18 protein-coding genes are annotated in these 21,754 nt (G+C 40.7%); 9 read left to right on the forward strand and 9 right to left on the reverse strand.

Going from position 1 to position 21,754, the window contains the following annotated elements; genetic code table 11:
- Positions 1 to 5: 5 nt before the first annotated feature.
- The 4 genes from IR173_RS12925 to IR173_RS12940 form a co-directional block, all read right to left on the reverse strand.
- Positions 6 to 2,207 (reverse strand): peptidase domain-containing ABC transporter, encoded by a 2,202-nt coding sequence (locus IR173_RS12925; protein WP_237040012.1) that lies wholly within the window; start codon positions 2,205 to 2,207, stop codon positions 6 to 8.
- A 13-nt stretch (positions 2,208 to 2,220) separates the two neighbouring features.
- Complete coding sequence (locus IR173_RS12930; protein ID WP_237040013.1) at positions 2,221 to 2,472, reverse strand: helix-turn-helix domain-containing protein; 252 nt, start codon at positions 2,470 to 2,472, stop codon at positions 2,221 to 2,223.
- A 26-nt stretch (positions 2,473 to 2,498) separates the two neighbouring features.
- The gene (locus tag IR173_RS12935; protein ID WP_237040014.1) at positions 2,499 to 2,912 is read right to left on the reverse strand and encodes a DUF3244 domain-containing protein; all 414 of its coding nucleotides are present in this window, start codon (positions 2,910 to 2,912) and stop codon (positions 2,499 to 2,501) included.
- Positions 2,913 to 3,072: 160 nt separating this feature from the next.
- The gene (locus IR173_RS12940; RefSeq protein WP_237040015.1) at positions 3,073 to 4,929 is read right to left on the reverse strand and encodes a tetratricopeptide repeat protein; all 1,857 of its coding nucleotides are present in this window, start codon (positions 4,927 to 4,929) and stop codon (positions 3,073 to 3,075) included.
- A gap of 193 nt (positions 4,930 to 5,122) precedes the next feature.
- Between IR173_RS12940 and IR173_RS12945 the strand changes: the two genes are divergently transcribed.
- The 3 genes from IR173_RS12945 (at position 5,123) to IR173_RS12955 (ending at position 9,057) form a co-directional block, all read left to right on the forward strand.
- A complete protein-coding gene (locus IR173_RS12945; protein ID WP_237040016.1) occupies positions 5,123 to 5,329 on the forward strand; it encodes a hypothetical protein in 207 nt (68 codons plus the stop codon).
- Between the two features lie 89 nt (positions 5,330 to 5,418).
- Positions 5,419 to 6,732: a radical SAM/SPASM domain-containing protein gene (locus tag IR173_RS12950; RefSeq protein ID WP_237040017.1), complete on the forward strand. Its 1,314-nt coding sequence runs from the start codon at positions 5,419 to 5,421 to the stop codon at positions 6,730 to 6,732.
- 9 nt (positions 6,733 to 6,741) lie between these two features.
- Positions 6,742 to 9,057 (forward strand): TonB-dependent receptor domain-containing protein, encoded by a 2,316-nt coding sequence (locus IR173_RS12955; protein WP_237040018.1) that lies wholly within the window; start codon positions 6,742 to 6,744, stop codon positions 9,055 to 9,057.
- 262 nt (positions 9,058 to 9,319) lie between these two features.
- Here the strand turns inward: IR173_RS12955 and IR173_RS12960 are convergent, their stop codons facing one another.
- A complete protein-coding gene (locus IR173_RS12960) occupies positions 9,320 to 9,949 on the reverse strand; it encodes a cytidylate kinase-like family protein (RefSeq protein ID WP_237040019.1) in 630 nt (209 codons plus the stop codon).
- Between the two features lie 43 nt (positions 9,950 to 9,992).
- On the reverse strand, positions 9,993 to 11,360 hold the full coding sequence (locus IR173_RS12965; RefSeq protein ID WP_237040020.1) for an MATE family efflux transporter: 1,368 nt from the start codon (positions 11,358 to 11,360) through the stop codon (positions 9,993 to 9,995).
- Between the two features lie 119 nt (positions 11,361 to 11,479).
- Between IR173_RS12965 and IR173_RS12970 the strand changes: the two genes are divergently transcribed.
- From IR173_RS12970 to IR173_RS12995, 6 genes are all read left to right on the forward strand, one after another.
- Positions 11,480 to 12,856, forward strand: coding sequence for a S8 family peptidase (locus IR173_RS12970; RefSeq protein WP_237040021.1), 1,377 nt, complete (start codon positions 11,480 to 11,482; stop codon positions 12,854 to 12,856).
- A gap of 73 nt (positions 12,857 to 12,929) precedes the next feature.
- Positions 12,930 to 14,174, forward strand: a complete 1,245-nt coding sequence (gene xseA / locus IR173_RS12975) for an exodeoxyribonuclease VII large subunit (RefSeq protein WP_237040061.1) — start codon at positions 12,930 to 12,932, stop codon at positions 14,172 to 14,174.
- Between the two features lie 11 nt (positions 14,175 to 14,185).
- Positions 14,186 to 14,386, forward strand: coding sequence for an exodeoxyribonuclease VII small subunit (gene xseB / locus IR173_RS12980; RefSeq protein WP_237040022.1), 201 nt, complete (start codon positions 14,186 to 14,188; stop codon positions 14,384 to 14,386).
- A gap of 89 nt (positions 14,387 to 14,475) precedes the next feature.
- Positions 14,476 to 15,495, forward strand: coding sequence for a branched-chain amino acid aminotransferase (locus tag IR173_RS12985; protein WP_237040023.1), 1,020 nt, complete (start codon positions 14,476 to 14,478; stop codon positions 15,493 to 15,495).
- A 137-nt stretch (positions 15,496 to 15,632) separates the two neighbouring features.
- Positions 15,633 to 16,391: a tRNA (guanosine(46)-N7)-methyltransferase TrmB gene (gene trmB / locus IR173_RS12990; protein ID WP_237040024.1), complete on the forward strand. Its 759-nt coding sequence runs from the start codon at positions 15,633 to 15,635 to the stop codon at positions 16,389 to 16,391.
- Positions 16,392 to 16,406: 15 nt separating this feature from the next.
- The gene (locus tag IR173_RS12995) at positions 16,407 to 17,507 is read left to right on the forward strand and encodes an Mrp/NBP35 family ATP-binding protein (protein WP_237040025.1); all 1,101 of its coding nucleotides are present in this window, start codon (positions 16,407 to 16,409) and stop codon (positions 17,505 to 17,507) included.
- Positions 17,508 to 17,816: 309 nt separating this feature from the next.
- Here the strand turns inward: IR173_RS12995 and IR173_RS13000 are convergent, their stop codons facing one another.
- The 3 genes from IR173_RS13000 to IR173_RS13010 form a co-directional block, all read right to left on the reverse strand.
- Entirely contained in the window at positions 17,817 to 19,451 is a 1,635-nt protein-coding gene (locus IR173_RS13000) for a 6-bladed beta-propeller (protein ID WP_237040026.1), read from the reverse strand.
- 189 nt (positions 19,452 to 19,640) lie between these two features.
- Positions 19,641 to 21,359 carry a M56 family metallopeptidase gene (locus IR173_RS13005; RefSeq protein WP_237040027.1) on the reverse strand — a complete coding sequence of 573 codons (1,719 nt, stop codon included), beginning with the start codon at positions 21,357 to 21,359 and terminating at the stop codon, positions 19,641 to 19,643.
- A 20-nt stretch (positions 21,360 to 21,379) separates the two neighbouring features.
- Positions 21,380 to 21,745, reverse strand: a complete 366-nt coding sequence (locus tag IR173_RS13010; RefSeq protein WP_237040028.1) for a BlaI/MecI/CopY family transcriptional regulator — start codon at positions 21,743 to 21,745, stop codon at positions 21,380 to 21,382.
- Between the last annotated feature and the right edge of the window lie 9 nt (positions 21,746 to 21,754).

Raw genomic sequence — 21,754 nt, forward strand, 5'->3', positions numbered from 1 at the left:
ATTTTCTAAGCACTTAGTTCCAGTTGGTTTTTTACCAATCGGTAGTAATCTCCTTGTCGGGCTATTAATTCATCATGTGTACCTTTTTCGGTGATATCTCCTTCTTTCAATACAACAATTTGATCTGCATTCTTTACGGTGCTCAGTCGATGGGCAACAATGACCACAGTTTTATCTTTAAAGAATTTCTCCAGATTTCTCTGTATCATTTTCTCGTTATCCGTATCGAGCGCGTTCGTTGCTTCGTCAAAGAATAAATAATCAGGATTGCGGTAAATGGCACGCGCTATCAGAATACGTTGTTTTTGCCCTTGGCTCAGTCCTTGCCCTATATTACCTATTTTGGTGTTATATTTCAAAGGTAAAGACTCTATAAATTCACGTATTTTTGCCATTTCTACGGCATATATCATGCGCTCTTTGTTGATAGTGTTGCCATCTGGGGCAATATTATTGGCTATGGTATCTCCGAATATATACCCTTCTTGCATAACCACTCCACAGTGTTTGCGCCATTCTTTGAAACTAATCTTTTGCAATGATTGTTTTCCGATATTAACCGTGCCACTTGTGGGAGGGTAAAATCCTAACATCAGTTTTATGAGAGTTGTTTTTCCACTACCACTGAGGCCCACAATGGCAGTTGTTTTACCAACAGGTATATCCAACGAAAGCCCTTTTATAACTTGCTTAGACTTTTGGGAACCATACGTAAAAATTACATCTTGTAGTCGGATAGACTCTTTACCAGATATATGGGTATCCTGTTCCACACCTTCTGTTTCCTCATCTGTCTTTCCATGGATTTCACCTAGACGTTCCAAACTTAATTGTGCATCTTGTGTACTTTGCATAAAAGAGACAAATTGGCTGATAGGCCCCTGCATTTGTCCAATGATATATTGGATAGAAAGCATCACCCCTAAAGTAATGCTTCCGTGTAGCACTGCAGTGGCTGAAAGAACTGTGATCAACACGTTTTTTACTTCGTTGATAAGTACAGCCCCTACCTGCTGCGTCTGTCCTAAATTGAGCGAACTCATATTAATATGAAAGAGCGATGCTTGTATATTTTCCCATTCCCAACGTTTCTGTTGTTCACATCCTAACAGTTTGATATCCTGCATTCCATAGATGAGCTGCATCAAATTATTTTGGTTGATAGACATTTGCTCGAAATTTTTTCGGTTCAAATCAGCACGTTTGTGCATAAACAGTTTTACCCAACCTATGTATGCCATACTGAATAGAAAGAATATTAGGAATATTTTCCAACTATAAATAGCTAGTACAACACTGAAAATTATCACAGTAATGCTTGCAAATAATATGTTGAGTACCGATTGTGTGAGGAAGCTCTCTATACGGTTATGGTCTTCAATACGGCGTATCAAGTCACCTGCCAGTTTGCTGTCGAAAAATTTCATGGGCAGCCGCATCAACTTAGAGAGGAAGTCCGAGATGAGCGATACATTGACGCGTGTACTGATGTGAAGCAATATGCAGCGTCGAATTACCTCAATAAGAGTGCGGCTGAATACCAACATGAGTTGTGCAACGAGAATCAGCTGAATAAAATTCAGGTTTCGGTGCCCTATGCCTTGGTCTACAATTGTTTGGGTTAGGAATGGAAATACCAATTGTAGTATACTACCGGCTAACAGTCCAATGACTAGTTGCATCATTGCTTTTTTGTAGGGATGTACATAGTGAAGCAGATACCATAACGATAGTTTCTCATATTTGATGGACTCTGCTTCATAAAACTGAGGAGTGACATCCAATAACATGACAATTCCTTTTTCTATACCTCCTTGTGTTGTGCTGACCCAGCATCTTTTTAATTCTTGTTCCTCGTATTTTAGTAGTCCATATGCAGGGTCGGCAATGTAGAACCACGTATTATTGCGTTTCTTCTCTATTTTATAGAGCACCACAAAGTGATCTTGGTTCCAATGAAGAATACAGGGGAGCTTGGACTGTTGTTTCAACTTTTCTATTGATGTACGGATGCCGGTGGCACGCAGTCCTATACTGGTTGCAGCTTCGCTGACGCCTAATAAGTTTACTCCTGTACGTTGAATATAGGATTGCTCGCGTAGTTGCTGTACAGAAAATGTTTTTCCATAGTGTTTTGCTATCATGCGCAGACAGGTGGGTCCACAATCCATGCTATCCAGTTGTTTATAGAATGGGAATTTACTCATGGTTGTTTCATTTTTATTGTGCTATTGAGATTTGATGAGATATACCAAGTACACTGCATAAATCTTTACCATCGTAATAATAAGTTTCCTTATATTTGTTGTATTGGATATCCAGCATTAGTTCTTCACGCATATAAGCTAAATATTCAAAGAAAGTGGAACGAGAAACTTCTAGCTTCTGTGCAAATTCAGCCGGTGAACCGGTGCTTCTATGTTGGATTAGAAAATCCATGCGGATTATCTTCCTGATATCAACATATTTCATTCTTCTTATTTTTAAGTAGATGATACTTAATGTTTGATGAACTTGCCTTCTAAAAATCCTATGGGGGAACCTGTAATTTCTATTTTATATTCTCCAGCAGTAAGATTTAGTACAGAAACTGCAACGTAAGCAGTTTGCGATTTCTCAATTGTCTTTTCGTATTCAGTTTCTCCTGTAAACTCATTGATTATAGAGATTACAATATCACGGTCAGGAAATTCGTTCTGAATATAAAGGAATGAATCATCAACTGATACGGTAATGGGACAGGAGAGTATTATGCTTTTTCCTTTGGGAAGCCATTCTCCTGTTAGCTCAATTAATTTTATTTCAATATCTGTAGTACATTGGGCTTGTATTGAAAGAACGTTTGTTAATATAACTATGATGATAGCCATACATAATCTCCATTTCTTTTTTATTGAACTTTTGCTTTTCATAATTTATTTATTGTTATTTTATTGAGTGCAAAGTTAAATAACATTTTTGAAATAAGTATGGACGAAACATGGACACGATATAGACATGGATAGATTGTAAAACGTTGTTTATTAGTTTTTTATGTTTTCTTTTGAGATGGAGCATGGACAGTAGCTTACTTTAGAATTCCATTAGCCATAAATCCAACGTTTGATGTTCACCTAATGAGCCAATCTTTTGCAGAATACGTTCTTTTAACCGTAGTTTTCTTTTGGATACAGAAGTAGGTGAGATATTTAATGCATTTGCTATGTCGTTATTACTAAAGCGTAGCTTTATCAAGCAGCATATCTGGATATCACTTTCTGTCAATGTGGGTATTTGTTGGTAGAGTCTTTTAATGTAGTCATTAAATATTAAGTTTATATTATCCTTTATTTTTTCCCACAATGCATCATCTATATAATTCAGACTTCTTATTTTATAGAATAATTCAGTCTTCTTTATAAGCTGATTGCACAAGAAATCTTCACGACGTCGTAAAAATTGGTTTTCTTCAGATAAATGACTAACCATATCTAATTCTTTTGATTTTTCATGAAGAGATAAGGTGTAATTATCAATGCCTGCTTTTAGCTCCAGATTCTCTAGCTTTAAGCTCTCGTTTTGCTGTTGTAGTTCTTGTAAAGTGGTTTGTTGTTCTTTCCACGATGTCAAAATCTCTTTGTTATCTTCCATTTGCAGTACTAACTCTTTCATGCGTGTTTCATTGCGGTTTATTGCCTCTTCATTCATGTGTATTTTGACGGTGGCAAACCTTATTTCCTTTTCTTTTTCTAATAGTTCTTTCTTTTGGCGGATTATTTTCTGTTGATAATAGTAAATAGTGGCTGCTATAATGCACAGCAATACTATGAAAACAATCAACGCATTGCGCATCGTTTCTTCCTTTTCTATTTTTAATTTGTTTTTCTCATTGATTATTTTTTGCTGGTTGTATTTTTCTTGTATTTCTATCAATGCTTTGTTGCGTTCTATTTTTGTTATAGAATCTTGGTAAAGCCATAATTTTTCACTATATTCTACAGCTTTTTTATAGTTCTTTTCCTCATTACTTAAATAATATAATGCTTGATATGCACTACGAGCCGTATAAATATTAGAAGATTTTGAGGCTTCATCTAAATAATAATGTGCTGAATCATACTGATGCAAAAGTCGGTAAGTATCACCTAGGCTAAGTATATTTTGTTCTGTTTTATTTATTTTGATTGATTCTAGTGTATAATCAAGAGCTTTTTCGATATCGCCTATGCGGATAAATAAAAAGCGAATTTCATTCATAGCGCCAGCCAATTGAACTGTAAGATGATTCTCTTTTCCTATTTTTATTGCTTTCTTATAATACTCTATTGCTTTAGTGTCTTGTCCTTTTAAAGTATATGCTCTTGCAATATATATATAGGAATAAGCTATGTAATGGAAATTGTTCGAAGAAATAGCATAGTGCAAAGCTTTGTTGAAGTATTCCATGGCATAATCATACAACTTGCGATATATATATATTAATCCTATTTCTGAGTGTATTGGGTGTGCTAGATGGTTATCTTTTGTTTTTTTTATCTCTTCAGCTGCTTTTAGGAAGTATTTCAACGCTTCTTCGGTATTGTGCTCTTCTTCATATAGTGCACCTTTATAATATAATACCATTGCTCTTCTCTGTGCATTGTCCTTCTTTATGAAATAATCGTATGCTATATTAATCAAGGAGTCCGATTGTTTTATATCATTTTTGTATTTAGCTTGTGTCATCAGCAATGTCCATGTGGCATTCTGTAATTTGCTTGATGCAGGTAGTGCTTGCATATCTTGCAATATATGTAATGCACTATCAGGAAACTCATACATAACTGTTTCAGCTTGTATTAAGTTTGCCGATAACGAAGTGGTTGCATCCCCTTTTTGGTGACAAGCTGATAAACAGCTAATGATAATAAGAAGTAGTAAAATGGGATATGTCTTTTTCATTGTATTCATTTTATATGATAGTGTTTTACAAAAGTAAGAAATAAATATTGGAATAGAAATTAAATTGAATAAAAGTGATAAAATTCTTATTTGTGAACGACTGTTAAAATGGAATATTCTTTTGTCTAGTCTTATATGGCTGGACTGAATGGGGATATATTTGCTGACGTTATCAATATTATTAATTTTTAAATCTAAAATTATGACTAAAGAAATTAATGAAGAGTTGAAAAAAGCTCTTGCTTCATCTCTAAATGATGAAGTTTTAAACAGTGATGAACTGAATGCTACTGAGGGAGGACATAATATCTCTCTTGGTCGTTGTGGCGATAATACTGGAAATTGTGTTCGAGGCTGTGCCTGTACTATTAAAGAAACAGAATCGGATTCCACTATTGAAGAACCTTAATAATGCTAATTAGTAGTCTTTAAGTGGTTAATGAAAGGGTATTTAATGATATATTTGGATACCCTTTTTTTATATATTATTGTAATATTATGAAAGAAAGTCGATATAATTATTTTGTAAAAGACGGTAATCAAATTATTTGTCTAAATGGTATAAGTGGAAATGTTTTTACTATCTCTATAGATGCTTATCATGTGTTGAAGGAATTGTTGTTGCGTCCTAATGATGTAAGTAATGACTCTGAACTAATTCAACTGTTATATACAATGAAGTTTTTAATTGATGATGAATTTCAAGAAATAGACTATCTTAAACAGTTGTATAAAAAAGCAATTCGAAGTGATTGTTATGACTTAACAATAAATCCAACTCAGGAATGTAATTTTAGATGTTGGTATTGTTATGAAAAGCATAATGAGGGGTACATGACACCTGCCACAATGAAAAATGTAGAGAAGTTTATAGATAAAGTAATGAATCGTAATGATATAAATGCCTTTCAACTCAATTGGTTTGGTGGAGAGCCACTTTTATATTTTGATGAAGTGCTTTACCCATTAGCAATGTATACAAAAGAAAAAGCCAACGAATATAATAAAAAATATTATGGCTCTATGACGACAAATGGTTATCATCTTGATACTCGTATTATAGCGAAATGTAAAGACATAGAGCTAAAATTATTACAAATAACTTTGGATGGAAATCGTGAATTACATAATAAAACAAGAAATAATAATGGAGCACCTTCTTTTGATAAAATTCTGAATAATGTTATAGAGTATTGTTCTTTTGATTCAGAAAATAAAGTTATATTGCGAATTAATTATACGAATGAAGTTATCGAAACTGGTTTAAAAGATGTTTTTGCTTCAATACCAGTTTCTGTACGTTCGCAAATTAATATAAATTTTCAAAGAGTATGGCAAACTATAGGTACTAGCAAGTCTCCTGAAGCCTTATTGGATAATATAAAGTATACGGAAAAATTAGGATTTCCATTAACTCATAATAGTTCTTTTGCTTTATTTAGAGGAAAACTTTGTTATGCTGATTCTTTAAATTATGCTAATATCAATTATGATGGGAATGTTTATAGATGCACGGCCAATGAATATAGCCTACAAAATAGGTTAGGCTATCTTAATGATAAAGGTGATATTGTATGGGTAAAGAAAGATATAATGGATAAAGTGGATGAGAAAACAACATTTGATAATGAGATGTGCTTGAAGTGCAAAAATTTAGCGATATGTGGAGGACTCTGTTTTAATCATCGTTTGGAACATCTTATTTCACCTCATAAGTATTCTTGTGTGAAGGCAAAATTAGATACGGGAGTTGATACTTTTGTTAAAGAGTATTATAACTTCTATCTTAAAAAGCGTAGTGAAACAAAATAATTGAGTGCTATGGGAAAATGGTTATGTATCTTCTTCTTTTTATCCTTAACTTTGCTGGTTAATGGACAGACTATCACCGGCAAGGTAGTAGATGAACAACAGAATCCTATGCAATATGCTAATATTGTGTTGCTCTCTATGCCGGATTCAACTTTTATACAAGGAACTATTAGTGACCCAAACGGAGTATTTAAGATTGTATCGGACGGTAATAAAGGATTATTGAGAATTTCGTCTGTGGGATATGTTACTTTATACAAATCTTGCAATGATGAAAACTTGGGAATCATTCAGCTGACTTCGGATGCACAAATGCTAGGCGAGGTAGTGGTAAAAGGTGATTTGCCACAAACCCGATTAAAAGGCAGTTCTATGCTGACGGGAGTAGCGGGAACCATTTTAGAGAAAGCCGGTACTGCGGAAAATTTGCTTGATAAGATTCCCGGAGTTTCTGCAGGCAATGGAAATGTGAAAGTATTTGGACGTGGAACGCCTGAGGTTTATATTAATGGGCGCAAGGTTCAGGATAGTTCGGAACTTGATAAACTTGCTTCGGACAATATTCAGTCTGTAGAAGTAATCAACAATCCCGGTGCACGTTATAAGGCATCGGTTAAGGCAGTAATACGTATTACTACTAAGAAAGCGGTGGGGGATGGTTTAGGAATTTATAATCGGTTCAACACTACTTATAAATATGGGTGGTCGGTACTTGACCAATTTAATTTCAACTATCGCAAGAACGGATTCGATTTGAGTGGAATGCTATATGGAGCTAATGGGCATAGTGAGCAGAACAAGACCGTAGTTCAACGTACTTATTTGGATAAACAATGGAACCAGTTTTCGGATATAACCAACCGTACTAACTCTCAACAAATCTCAGCTATGCTTTCGTTGAATTATCAATTTAACAAAGATCATGTATTGGGAGTGCGTTATGATTACGACCGGAAGCCTAAAGATCATTGGAAATTCGGTATGCCCACTACTGTGTATCAAGATAATGAATTATATGAAGAATCTGCCAACAATAGTATTCAGGATACTCGCTCTACCAATCATAGGACTAATTTCTACTATAATGGGAAAGTGGGTGAGTGGAATATTGATTTCAATGCCGACGGTGTATGGGATGAAAGTAAAAATCCTGCAGTCAGTATAGAGATAAATGAAACTGACGGTATCAAAGAGCAGCGTACTGTCACTACTTACAGTCAGATAAAAAACTCTCTTTATGCAGCCAAAGTGATTGTTTCTTATCCATTTTGGGAAGGTAACTTGGTTTTCGGAAGTGAATATTCACATACCAGCCGTATTAATAGGTATGCCAATGTTGAAGGTATTTTGGATAACGATGACAGCAATATTATAGAAGGTATTTGGGCTGCGTTTCTAGAGTATAACCGTTCTTTTGGCAGGGTTGATGTGCAAGCAGGAATACGCTATGAGAATGTACAGGCAGACTATTATGAATATAACAAGAAAGTGGACGAACAAAGTAAGGTATATAATAATGTATTTCCGTCATTGGCATTCTCTTTTCCTATAAATAAGGTACAGATGCAGTTGAGCTATGCTGCAGATATCAGTCGTCCCAGTTATGGGCAGTTGCGTGGTAATATTACTTATGGAAATCGTTATACCTATGAGAGTGGAAATCCCTTTTTGAAACCGACTATTTCTCATAGTCTGATATTGGGAAGTTCGTATAAATGGGCTTATTTTTCATTAGGCTATCAGCATATAAAAGATGGTATGATAAATCTTAGTAGTGCTTATTCTGAGAAGGATGCCACTATTGCTCTTTTATCTTGGATGAATGCCGATGATTATGATAAAATCTATGCCCAATTGTTTTTACAGCCTAAAATAGGTAAATGGTCTCCTCGATGGGGTGCAAGTATATTGAAACAATGGTATATGGCGGATACGCCCGAAGGAAAGCATAACTTTAATCATTCGTGTGCTGAGATTTCGTGGAAGAACAGTATTGAACTGCCTGCTGGAATCTTGTTGGGCGCAGATGCTTCATTTAGTACACGCGGTCACAATGAGAATGTGACAATAAATAAAATTAGTTGGGGCGTGAATCTAAGTCTGTATAAACAATTTATGAAAAAACGTTTTACCTGCTACTTGCAGGGAATAGATATTTTTAATACGCGGAGGGATAATGTCACGCTGTATAGTGGTATCCGAACTATGCAGTTGGATACCGAAACAAGACGGCGAATAGTCCTGACGGTGCGTTATGCCTTTAATAATACAAAGAGTAAGTATAGAGGGACGGGGGCCGGCAGTTTACAGAAGAGCCGTATGTAGATGATAGGAAAGTATGAAGATGCTTGAAACATAAAAGAAACAGTATCGAAATGCAAATATCGAGACTGTCTCTTTTAATTTGAAACCGGACTTTCCTTTTCAGCAATAAAAAGAGCCGTATTATTGCTCAAAAGTAGAGTTTGATACAGCTCTCTATATTGGGTTGTTACAATCTGTAGCTTTTTAAAGTGCTCATTTTAGTTTTGAGCCTCTTGTTGGAAAGAGAGTATAGAGATACTTCTTATAATCATAAGTCGTATTTTTAGATTCCCAGTTTCAGCTTGACGAACTCTTTAATAAACTGCACAGTTCCGTCTATTCCCAATACCGACGAGTCAATGCATAGATGATAAGTCTCTGCAGCTCCCCATGTCTTATAGCTATAATAATTATAATAGGAAGAGCGTTTTTTATCTGCTTTCTCCATCAGCTCTTCGGCAGCTTCCGACGGTATGTGGTGAATTCTCATCAGTCGCTCTATTCTCGCTTCCTTTGAGGCAGATACAAATATATTGACGCAACGAGGATGGTCGCGCAGGATATAGTCGGCACATCTTCCCACAAACAGACAAGATTGTCTTTCGGCCAGCTCGCGTATCACATCGCTCTGAATCTTGAACAGTGAATCATTGCTCAGACAGCTTCCGTAGGGGATGGCGCCATCACTGATAAAAGGAAAACGTGTCCCGAACAGACCACCGATGATGCTTTGCGAAGCCCGTTCGTCGGCCTTCTCGAAAAACTCCTTGCATAATCCGCTTTCGTCGGACGCAAGTTTAATCAATTCTTTATCATAGAAGGCGATACCGAACGTTTTTGCCAGCTTCTCGCCTATTTCTTTACCACCACTGCCTAGCTGACGGCCTAGGTTTATAACATAATGCTCGTTCATAGTCGTAACAAATTAGTAAGTATATATCGGCAAATATAATTATTTAATTTGAAACTTGCTTATGTGCATGGGACTTAAAAATCTGGAATTGTCGATAAAGCATGACGGCTGCTACGATACTGGCCGCCAAATCGGAAATCGGCATACTCATCCAGATTCCTTTTGATCCCCAGAATATGGGCAGAATAATGATGCAAGGCAATAAGAAAAGCAGTTGGCGGGTAAGGGATAGGAAAATGGCCTTGGATGCCATTCCGATACTTTGGAAAAAGTTGGAAGTAACCATCTGAAAGCCGATAATGGGGAAAAACATGACCACGATACGCAGCCCGGTGGCCGAAAGATTGATTAATCCTTCATGGGTGGTAAAGGCGGATACAGCCAATTCGGGCATCAGTTCGCCTACAAGGAATCCGGTGGTGGTGACGATGGTTGCTCCGTAGATGGTCAGTTTCAGTACTTGGTTGACACGATGGTATTGCTGGGCGCCGAAATTGTATCCGGCAATGGGCTGCATGCCTTGGTTTAATCCCATGACAATCATGACAAACAGGAACACGATGCGGTTTACAATGCCGAAAGCACCGATGGCCAGGTCACCGTCATACTCTTTCAATCCTTTGTTGATGAAGATGACAATGAAACAGGCTGCCAAATTCATCAGGAAAGGGGACATGCCGATGGCAATGGTGTTTTTTACGATACCGCTGCGTAGTTTGTAAATGCCGCGACGCAGGTGGAGCAGCTCGTTTTTGTTGGTGAAGGTCTTGAACTGCCATGTCAATGAAATGATTTGTGCCAAGATTGTGGCAATTGCCGCACCTTCAATGCCCCATTTGAATATATAAATGAAGATAGGGTCGAGCAGTGTATTGATAATAACGGTGGTGATAGTGGCTATCATTGCTTTTTGCGGATGTCCGGATGCCCGGAGCAAGGCGTTCAGCCCGAGATACATGTGTGTCACTACATTACCCAGAAGAATGATGTACATATAATCGCGGGCGTAGGAGATAGTGTCTGCGCTGGCCCCGAAAAAGTAGAGGATAGGGTCGAGAAAAAGAAGTGTGAGGATGGTGAAGCCAATACCGATAATGAGATTCAGGGTGATGACATTACCTAAAATATGCTGGGCGGTATCATAATCCTTTTGTCCCAATCTGACAGAAACAAGTGTGGAAGCACCTACGCCTACCAGCGAACCGAAGGCGGCTGCCAGATTCATAAGAGGGAAAGTAATGGCTAATCCTGAAATGGCTAACGGTCCTACCCCATGTCCGATAAAGATACTGTCTACCATGTTGTAAAGCGATGAGGCGGTCATTGCGATGATTGCGGGGATTGCGTATTGCATCAATAATTTTCCAATTCGTTCTGTGCCTAGTTCTGTTGCTGTTCCTGCTTTTGCCATACTCTTTCTTTTTACCTGTTTAATTCTGAAATTCGTTGCAAAGGTACGCAAAAATTGAGCTTGAGGAAAAAGATTATGTATCTTTGCGATGAAAAAAATAATAAGTAACAGTAGCTAAGATGAATTTTAAGAGTAGAATAGTGATGGGCTGCCTGCTTGGAGTATGTGTATTGCAAGTATCGGCGGAAAAGACTTATAAATATCGTATCAGTCTTCGTGATAAAGCGGAAACGGCTTACTCTGTCGGCAGTCCGCAAGCATATCTTTCAGAACGTGCCTTGGAACGCCGGGAGCGGCAGGGCTTGAAGGTGGATGAGACAGATTTGCCGGTGTGCCGTACTTATGTTGATGCCATCGTGGGTAAGGGTGCCTCTGTAGTGACAAAAAGTAAATGGAACAATACGGTGGTGGTAGAAGTGGCCGACACTGCCTTGATAGAACAAATAGCGGAATTGCCCTTTGTTGTGAAAACAAAGAAAGTATGGACTGCTCCGGATAGTATTCCGGCCCGCAATGCGGAACGCAAGAAGGAGGTGACAAACAAGTTTTCGAAAACGGATAACTATTATGGTCAGGCTTATCGGCAGATTGCCGTTCACCGAGGAGACAGGCTTCATGCCGCAGGTTTCAAAGGGGAAGGAATGCAGATTGCGGTCATCGATGCAGGCTTTTATAATGCTGACGAGATAAAGTTTTTCAAGAAAATGCATCTCTTGGGGATTCGTGATTTTGTAAATCCGCAGTCGGATATCTATGCTGAGAACTATCACGGCATGAAAGTGTTATCATGTTTGGCGGCCAATCAGCCGGATGTGCTGGTGGGAACTGCGCCCGAGGCTTCTTATTGGTTGCTTCGCAGTGAAGATGATGATACGGAGCAGCCGGTAGAGGAGGATTACTGGGCGGCAGCTTTGGAATTTGCCGATAGCGTGGGGGTAGATGTGGTGAATACTTCGTTGGGATATTATGAGTTTGATGATAAAGCGTGTAATTATCGTTACCGTGACTTGGACGGACATTATTCTTTGATGTCAAATTCTGCTTCGATGGCGGCCGACAAAGGACTGGTGGTGGTATGCAGTGCAGGCAATTCCGGCCGTGGCACTTGGAAGAAGCTGACTCCTCCGGGAGATGCGGAGCATGTTATCACCGTGGGTGCCATAGATAAAAATCTGGTGAATGCAGACTTCTCTTCTATCGGCAATACGGCAGACGGTCGTGTGAAGCCTGATGTGATGGCAGTGGGAGTAAGTTCTGCGGTATCCGGCAATGACGGCACGGTGGCTCATGCCAATGGCACTTCGTTTGCATCGCCCACATTTTGCGGACTGGTGGCTTGTTTTTGGCAGGCCTGTCCGTGGCTGACTGCCAAACAAGTGGTGAAGGCCATGCAGGATGCCGGCGACCGTAAAGAGTATCCCGATAATATTTTCGGTTACGGAATACCCGATGTGTGGAAGGTTTATCAATCGGAATTGAAAAAGAAAAGGCCGTAACAAGCTGATTGCATCGGCAAGGGTGACTCTGAGTGAAATGAAGAATCAGGTATTATAAATGAATAAACGAAATATGGATGCACCTCCTCTGTCCTTATATGAATTGAATGCGCTGGTAAAACGCAGCATCACCTCTTGTATGCCCGATACTTATTGGCTGCAGGCGGAACTGAGTGATGTGCGTAGCAACTACTCCGGCCATTGTTACCTTGAGTTTGTGCAAAAAGAGCCGAGAGGAAATAATTTGATAGCCAAGGCCCGGGGAACTATTTGGAGTAATGTGTACCGGCTGCTGAAACCTTACTTTGAGGAAGAGACCGGACAGGCATTTGTGGCGGGCATTAAAGTGTTGGTGGAGGTGTCGGTGGAGTTTCACGAACTTTACGGATACTCATTGACTGTAGTCAATATTGACCCTACCTATACGTTGGGGGATATGGCACGCCGTCGGCGTGAAATATTGAGGCAGTTGGACGAAGAAGGTGTCCTCACTCTGAATAAAGAGTTGGAACTTCCTTTGCTCACTCAGCGGATTGCAGTCATTTCATCTGCCACGGCAGCCGGTTACGGAGACTTCTGTAATCAATTGGAGCATAATCCATACGGCTTTATTTTCTATCCTCGTCTTTTTCCTGCCGTCATGCAGGGCGACAGGGTGGAGGAAACCATCATTGCAGCCCTCGACACCATCAATGCGCAGCGTGACGACTGGGATGTAGTGGTCATTATTCGGGGAGGCGGTGCCACTTCCGACCTTTCGGGCTTCGATACCTACGAGCTGGCGGCAAACTGTGCACAATTTCCGTTGCCTATCATTACAGGCATCGGGCATGAACGTGACGATACCGTTCTCGACAGTGTTTCACACACGCGTGTGAAAACACCGACGGCTGCTGCCGAATTTCTCATTAACCATCTGCACGACACGGCTGAGACGCTGGAAGATTATGCGTCGTCCATTCTTTATGCCGTCACTGCCCGGATGGAGAAGGAAAAGACGAGGCTTACCCGCCTGGTGGAACGTATCCCGATGCAGACCCGTATGCGCATACAGGAGGAAAGGCATCGGCTGGAGTTAGTTGAGAAGCACGTGGAAACTCTTTCTCAGAAGAGGCTGGCGGAAGAGAATCATCGTCTCCGGCTCTTGGAGCAACAGATAAAAGCGGCTTCGCCCGAACATCTGCTGAAACGCGGTTACAGCATTACCCTGAAAGAGGGGAAAGCTGTTACAGATGCCTCTTGCCTGAAAGAGGGTGACAAACTCATCACCCGCTTCGCAAAAGGAGAAGTGAGAAGTATAGTAATAACCGATAAATAATATTCAAGAATATGGCAGCAAAGAAACAGACATACGAACAGGCCATGAAGCGCCTCGAAGAAATAGTTGCCCGCATCGATAGTAATGAACTCGACATCGACAGTTTGGGCGAAAGCCTTAAAGAAGCGCAGGAACTCATTAGGTTCTGCCGTGAGAAGCTTTATAAGGCTGATGGGGAAATCAAGAAAATATTGGAAGAGGAAGATAAATGATAAACAATTCTTCCTATTTGGTTGGAATTTGCAAATATAAACCTTAATTTTGCTCGCAATCGTAAATAATAATATTAAAAGCATACACAATGAAAGAGATTGATTGGGCGAATCTGTCCTTCGGCTATATGAAGACAGATTACAATGTACGTTGTTACTATCGCGACGGTGCATGGGGAGAATTGGAACTTTGTTCGGAAGAAACACTGAATATTCACATGGCGGCTACTTGTCTGCACTATGGACAGGAAGCATTTGAGGGCCTGAAAGCATATCGCGGTAAAGACGGTAAAGTTCGTATCTTCCGTCCGGAAGCCAACGCACAGCGTTTGCAGAGTACTTGTAACGGTATCCTAATGCCTGAACTGCCGACAGAGACATTCCTTGCAGCAGTGAAAAAGGTGGTGAAAGCCAACGAGCGTTTTATCCCTCCTTACGAAAGCGGCGCTTCTCTTTATATCCGCCCCTTGCTTATCGGAACCGGTGCACAGGTAGGTGTACATCCTGCCAACGAATATATGTTTGTCGTATTTGTAACTCCTGTCGGTCCTTACTTTAAGGGAGGTTTCTCTACTAATCCATACGTTATTATCCGTGAGTTCGACCGTGCGGCTCCTTACGGAACCGGCCGTTACAAGGTAGGCGGAAACTATGCAGCCAGTTTGCTTGCCAACAAGAAAGCACATGATTTGGGCTACTCTTGCGAGTTCTATCTGGATGCAAAAGAAAAGAAATACATCGACGAATGCGGTGCCGCCAATTTCTTCGGAATCAAAAACAATACGTATATCACCCCGAAATCATCTTCTATCCTGCCTTCCATCACTAACAAGAGCTTGATGCAATTGGCAGAAGATATGGGTATAAAAGTAGAATGTCGCCCTGTTCCTGAAGAAGAACTGGAAACATTCGAAGAAGCGGGTGCTTGTGGAACAGCAGCTGTTATCAGCCCCATTCAGCGAATTGATGATTTGGAAAACAATAAATCGTATGTCATCTCGAAAGATGGTAAGCCGGGACCGATTTGCACAAAACTGTACACAAAGTTGCGTGCCATTCAGTATGGTGACGAACCTGATACTCATAATTGGGTCACCATTCTTGATTAATATTTGTGAGGGACATAAACTTCCTCTCAGTGAAAAGAATAATAAGGTTTGCAAGCGAATTGCAAGCCTTATTTTTTTTCTCTTTCTTAGATATTCCCTACCTTTGCCCGACAAAACAAATAATCATAAGAATTTGCATGGGAAAAGGAAAACTAGAGAAATTTGCAGATATGCGTGACTATCCGCACGTGTTTGAATACCCTTATTCGGTGACCGATAATGTTCCTTTTGAGATGAAAGGGAACTGGAACCGTGACTTTTTTAAAAATGATAATCCAATCGTGCTTGAATTGGGGTGCGGACGTGGGGAGTATACGGTAGGACTGGGGCGTATGTATGCCGATAAGAACTTTATCGGGGTAGATATAAAAGGAGCCCGTATGTGGACTGGTGCTACAGATGCGCTGAAGGCAGGCATGAAGAACGTGGCATTTCTGCGCACCAATATTGAGATTATCGAACGCTTCTTTGCTCCCGGCGAGGTAAGTGAAATCTGGCTCACCTTTTCTGACCCTCAGATGAAGAAGGCCACCAAGAGACTCACCTCTACCTATTTTATGAACCGTTATCGCAAGTTCTTGAAACCGGACGGATTAATCCATCTGAAGACTGACAGCAATTTTATGTTCACTTATACTCGTTATATGGTAGAGGAGAATCATTTTCCTGTCGAGTTCCTGACTGAAGACTTGTATCATTCAGGGCTTGTCGACGATATTTTGGGTATTCGCACTTATTATGAACAACAATGGCTCGACCGTGGTTTGAACATCAAATATATGAAGTTCCGCTTACCGCAAGAAGGGGAGTTGCGCGAACCCGATGTGGAAATCGAATTGGACGAATATCGCAGTTACAACCGTAGCAAGCGAAGCGGTTTGCAAACAAGTAAATAATAAATAATCTACATTATGACCTTATATCCAAAATTGATTCTAGACGCTCTGGCAACGGTGCGTTATCCCGGAACGGGAAAGAACTTGGTTGAAGCGGAGATGGTTGCCGACAATCTCCGTATTGATGGAATGTCTGTCAGTTTCTCTCTGATTTTTGAGAAACCCACCGATCCGTTTATGAAATCTATGTTGAAGGCTGCCGAAACAGCTATTCACACTTATGTATCTCCTGATGTTCAGGTTACTATCTCTACGGAGAGCCGTCAGGCGGCACGTCCTGAGCCGGGCAAGATGCTTCCTTTGGTGAAAAATGTCATAGCTGTTTCTTCAGGCAAAGGAGGGGTGGGTAAATCTACCGTAGCTGCCAACCTTGCAGTCGCATTGGCTAAGTTGGGCTATAAAGTGGGTTTGCTGGATGCTGATATATTCGGTCCTTCCATGCCGAAAATGTTTCAGGTGGAAGATGCTCGTCCATACGCCGAGCAGATTGACGGTCGCGATTTGATTGTCCCGATTGAGAAGTATGGCATCAAACTCCTTTCCATCGGTTTCTTTGTAGACCCCGACCAGGCAACCTTGTGGCGTGGCGGTATGGCGAGCAATGCCTTGAAGCAATTAATAGGAGATGCCAATTGGGGCGAACTGGACTATTTTATTCTCGATACTCCTCCGGGTACCAGTGATATCCATCTTACTTTGGTACAGACACTTGCCATTACGGGAGCCGTAATTGTCAGCACACCGCAACAAGTGGCATTGGCCGATGCGCGCAAGGGTATCAATATGTATACTAATGATAAGGTGAATGTGCCGATTCTCGGATTGATAGAGAACATGTCATGGTTTACTCCTGCCGAACTGCCCGAAAACAAATACTATCTGTTTGGTAAAGAAGGTGCGAAACAGTTGGCGGAAGAGATGAATGTTCCTTTGCTGGGACAGATTCCTATCGTGCAAAGTATCTGCGAGAATGGTGACAAGGGCACTCCCGCCGCTTTGGACGAAACGACCATTACAGGACGTGCTTTCTTGGAATTGGCGGAGAATGTGGTGAAGCAGACTGCGAAGCGCAATGCAGAACAGGCACCGACACATATTGTAGAGCTGAAAAAATAAGCTGATACTGGAGAAGGCTGTGTAAAAATGAAACCGGCCTGTCATACTGTAAGGGGATGTATCAAAACTTTCCTTTTATCGAAGAGGATGTGTCAAAACAAAAATGACCCTTCCGAAAAGTTACAGATTGTAACTACCACACTTAAAAGAGCCGTATCAAACTCTGTTTCGAGTAATGATACGGCTCTTTCAGGTTCAGTAGAAATCTTATGGTGATGACTTTCGGGCTCTCTGCCAACACTATGGAAGTGATTTTCTATAGTAGAAAATACTGATGTTGAAAGCAAAGGTATTTCATGGCTCTTCTTGTTATTTGGGTGGGAAATACACTGTGATAATGAAATTATTGGTTTTAATCGGTTCGTTCGCTTTATTTTTTGCCGGGTCTATTTGCTTGATACCTTTAACAAGCCGAAGGGCTTCCTCATCCAGTTTTTCTTCGCCGGATTTGCGGAAAAGCCGAATTTGGGATAGATGGCCTTGTTCATCTACAGCGGCTCTAATCATTACTGCTTTTTCGTTCTTTGCATCCCAGTCTTTGTATTTGTTGTTCTCTCGGAAATAGTTTTTCCATTCATAGAAGAATGGAGTGGTAACAACTACTGTATCTTTGGAATCGGATGTATCGATATGAGTCAGGGATGAGGCGGTCTTTTCCATCTCTTGATAGCCGGACGGTGCAATCACTTGCACTCCGGGAGTTGTTTGAGCGGGAGTCAGTGTATGGCTGTCTTTTATATCACCTATTAATATATAGTTGTTGTCGTCTTCCGAAAAACTATTGATTAATTGAGCCCATTTGCTCTGTTCATCTTCAGTCATGCCGGTAGCCGTAGACAATGCTGTTTCCATCTTTCCTTTCAGGTCGCCCGGGTCGAAGTTCTGCACGAAACGTCCTTCCATGAAAGCCAAGTCGGGGTATTCTATTTCGATATTTGCCAAATAATCATTGACAAACTTCACATAACTGCCTTTTAGGGTTGACTTGTCAATCAGAATGTAGCGGAATCCACCGGCTTTTGAGCCAAAGGCCTCTGTCGTCAGTTCTGTCATCAAACATACTATGTAGTAATCCTTCAATTCAGTAAAACTATGGCGGATGATTTCGCTGTTTTCAAAGTCTGTGGTGAAGACAGGATATAGTTTGTTTTCTTGGGCAGAATAATGATAGAGGGAGTCCTGGCGCGGCACCCATGAGAATTGCATAAAATCAAAAGACGTAGTGTTTTTCGTATTATATACTTCATTGCTATAATCATCGCCTACGTAGAACTGCTCACCGTTGACTTGTTGAAGTATATTTCCTTTAAAATCTTGTTGCCATACTGTCATATTGTTTTCCAACCATTTAAAAGGAATCATTCCCATGGTGAGTTGTCCTTTCTGCGTATCGATGTTGAATACTCCTTTGGGTATCCGGTTGGGAAGCGGAATGGGAGGAAGTGCATTTCCCTGCATGTCAAAAACCAGTATCTTGTTTGTTGTCCAAGGAAGCAGATAAATACGGTTGTTCTTTTCGTCTATTTGGTCGTCATACAGCACTTTATATTCGTTGGGTCCTTGTCCGAAGCTGCCTATCTGATGGATATATTTCCCTTTTTGGTCGAATAGTTTATAGGGTACTTGACCGAAACCATGGATGCCGATATAGTGCTCTGAAACGGAGATTCCTCCTTGCCTGACCAATGCCGCTTCTGTGTTTTCCAGTTTAATTAGCCGGAGGCTGTTTGTCAGTGCGCTGAGCGGTATGATTTGTTCTTTTTCTTTTACCTTGGAAAGGTGGAAAATGGTCAGGGTATCGTGGTTGTCAACTTGGCGGGAGGCCACAATGGGGCATTCATCAAGTAATCCGCCATCTGTTTGTTGGTTGTTTGAGGGATTGGAACAGGCGAATAAGCCGAACAATAATCCAATGTATAAAGAATAGATAGTGTATTTTTTCATCCGGATGTTATTAATAGGTTGAAGGAGGTGTGTCAAAACTAAAATGGTCTATCCAATCGTCAACTGTAGAGGCAGGGATTGCCTGCCCGAAGACACAAAGCAAACTGTTTTCGGGCGAGCGAACCTCGCCCCTACGAACTAAACGACAGTATTGTCCACATTTTGACACAACCCCATAGAGAGGTATTCTTATTGTATTTTGAATATAACCGGAACGGTATATCCTACGCGTACAACTTTACCCCTTTGCTTGCCGGGTTTCCATTTGGGCATAGAATTGACCACCCGTAATGCTTCGTCATTGAGCAATGGGTTGCCGCCTCTGATAATTTCGGGCGTACTGATAGAGCCGTCTTTTTCTATCACAAACTTAACTGATACCTTTCCCTCCACCTTTTTAGCTTTTGCTTCTTCAGGATATTTCATATTAGTCATGAGGAATTTCAAGCAAGCTGCCATACCGCCGGGGAACTCAGGCATTTCTTCTACAACCTGAAATAGTTGGTTATCATCGAAATCGGAGTTGGATTTGGCTTGCGTGCCATTGCTTTTGGTGTTGCCTTTAGCGGTATTCATTGCTTTCTGATAGCCGGTGCCGTCTAATGAAAAGATGAGCGGAACAGTGTAGTATACTCTTACTTCTTTCCCTCTTTGTTTTCCCGGTTTCCATTTGGGCATAGAATTGACCACTCGCAATGCTTCTTCATTGAATATTGAGTTGTCACTTCGTACAACTTTGGCATTTGTAATGCTTCCGTCCTTTTCTATAACGAATTTCACCGATACTTTACCTGTTATTTTGTCTTTCTTGGCTTGCTCGGGATACTTGATGTTATTGCTCAGGAACTTTAAGCATCCCATCATGCCGCCGTCAACGTATTCGGGCATTACCTCAACGATGCTAAATATCGGGTCATCGTCTTGGTAAACTGCCGGTGTATCAATGGCCTTGGTTTCAGGCGCTTGAATGGCTGTCACCGTCTCGACCACCTCACTGGTGATGCGTTCGGTAGTCCGTGCCACCGTTTCAATGTTGCTGACCAAGAGTAGAGCAGCGGTCAGCGGTGCAAACAGGGCATATTTGATACGTCCTGCTGTGCGGGTTCTTCTTTTGTTCATCATAATAATGCGTTTCTTTAAATGTAATAAGTTGAAGTTATTATATAAACCGGTTTGTTTGTGTTGGTTGGCAAGTCCCAGCAGATGATACTGGTACTGCTGCCTGTTGGTTCCCGACTCCATAACGGTGTGGTCGGCAAGATATTCCAAGTTCAGTCTGATTTCACCTTTCAACAACCACATGAAAGGATTCATCCAACAGATGATATTTACTATTTCACTGACAATGACATCAATGGAATGAAGCTGACGGGCATGTGTCAGTTCGTGTGTCAGGATGTCTTGTTTCTCATTTTCTTTTAGTTCCGGCAGATAGATAAAAATCCAGTGCCAGAATGAGAAAGGATTGTTCGGCGAAGGAAGGCTTTTTATCCGAATACCATTCACTGTTTCTTCTTTGCTTATCAAAGAGAGCCGGAAGATACTGAGCAATTGGATGATGAACCGGACGGAGAGCAGCACTACTCCGGTGAAATACACCCATGTAAACAGGGACATCAGTGTGGGAGTGGAGGCAGTAACCGTGGCGGTTGCTATTTCATTATTTGTGTTTGTGTCGTTGGTGATTAAAAGTGTATAATAGTCTGCCAGTTCGTATATGGCAGGCTGCTCTTTTACCCATGTCTGTATGTTGAGCAAGGGGTAAAGGAAAGAAAGCGTGAGAAAGCTAAGCAGAGCAATCCGGCGCCATTTAAAGAATGTGTCGCTGCCGCAAAACAGTTTGTAGAAAGCATAGAATAAGGCAATGCCTGCATTCACTTTCAGCATGTAGATAAGTTCGGGAGCCATAGTATTAACTGTTGATGAGGTTATTCTTCTTTTCCTTTTTCTATCAGGTCGATAATGTCTTTCAGGTCGTCTGTCGAAATCTTTTGTTCTTTGGCGAAGAAGGACACCATTTCCTTGTAAGAGTTGGCAAAGTAGTTTTGCACTACTCCTCCCATGAATGTACGCTTGTATTCGCTTTGCTTTATCAATGGAGTATATTGATAGGTGTTTCCAAAGCGCCGTGCGGCTACATATCCTTTACGCTTCAGATTATTGACAATGGAAGCGACGGTGGTGTAGGGCGGCTTTGGCTCCGGGAATTTTGAAACAATCTCTTTCACAAAGCAATCTCCTATGCTCCAGATGTAGAGCATGACTTCTTCTTCTTGTATTGTTAGTTTTTCCATAAGTATATG

Origin of the sequence: Phocaeicola faecalis (genome assembly GCF_021730445.1) — a bacterium.
Classification (GTDB): domain Bacteria; phylum Bacteroidota; class Bacteroidia; order Bacteroidales; family Bacteroidaceae; genus Phocaeicola; species Phocaeicola faecalis.

Bases quoted from the DNA above. Each gene is read 5' to 3' on its own strand.
- IR173_RS12925 (WP_237040012.1), bottom strand. From the start codon at position 2,207: ATGAGTAAATTCCCATTCTATAAACAACTGGATAGCATGGATTGTGGA.
- IR173_RS12930 (WP_237040013.1), bottom strand. From the start codon at position 2,472: ATGAAATATGTTGATATCAGGAAGATAATCCGCATGGATTTTCTAATC.
- IR173_RS12935 (WP_237040014.1), bottom strand. From the start codon at position 2,912: ATGAAAAGCAAAAGTTCAATAAAAAAGAAATGGAGATTATGTATGGCT.
- IR173_RS12940 (WP_237040015.1), bottom strand. From the start codon at position 4,929: ATGAATACAATGAAAAAGACATATCCCATTTTACTACTTCTTATTATC.
- IR173_RS12945 (WP_237040016.1), top strand. From the start codon at position 5,123: ATGACTAAAGAAATTAATGAAGAGTTGAAAAAAGCTCTTGCTTCATCT.
- IR173_RS12950 (WP_237040017.1), top strand. From the start codon at position 5,419: ATGAAAGAAAGTCGATATAATTATTTTGTAAAAGACGGTAATCAAATT.
- IR173_RS12955 (WP_237040018.1), top strand. From the start codon at position 6,742: ATGGGAAAATGGTTATGTATCTTCTTCTTTTTATCCTTAACTTTGCTG.
- IR173_RS12960 (WP_237040019.1), bottom strand. From the start codon at position 9,949: ATGAACGAGCATTATGTTATAAACCTAGGCCGTCAGCTAGGCAGTGGT.
- IR173_RS12965 (WP_237040020.1), bottom strand. From the start codon at position 11,360: ATGGCAAAAGCAGGAACAGCAACAGAACTAGGCACAGAACGAATTGGA.
- IR173_RS12970 (WP_237040021.1), top strand. From the start codon at position 11,480: ATGAATTTTAAGAGTAGAATAGTGATGGGCTGCCTGCTTGGAGTATGT.
- xseA (WP_237040061.1), top strand. From the start codon at position 12,930: ATGGATGCACCTCCTCTGTCCTTATATGAATTGAATGCGCTGGTAAAA.
- xseB (WP_237040022.1), top strand. From the start codon at position 14,186: ATGGCAGCAAAGAAACAGACATACGAACAGGCCATGAAGCGCCTCGAA.
- IR173_RS12985 (WP_237040023.1), top strand. From the start codon at position 14,476: ATGAAAGAGATTGATTGGGCGAATCTGTCCTTCGGCTATATGAAGACA.
- trmB (WP_237040024.1), top strand. From the start codon at position 15,633: ATGGGAAAAGGAAAACTAGAGAAATTTGCAGATATGCGTGACTATCCG.
- IR173_RS12995 (WP_237040025.1), top strand. From the start codon at position 16,407: ATGACCTTATATCCAAAATTGATTCTAGACGCTCTGGCAACGGTGCGT.
- IR173_RS13000 (WP_237040026.1), bottom strand. From the start codon at position 19,451: ATGAAAAAATACACTATCTATTCTTTATACATTGGATTATTGTTCGGC.
- IR173_RS13005 (WP_237040027.1), bottom strand. From the start codon at position 21,359: ATGGCTCCCGAACTTATCTACATGCTGAAAGTGAATGCAGGCATTGCC.
- IR173_RS13010 (WP_237040028.1), bottom strand. From the start codon at position 21,745: ATGGAAAAACTAACAATACAAGAAGAAGAAGTCATGCTCTACATCTGG.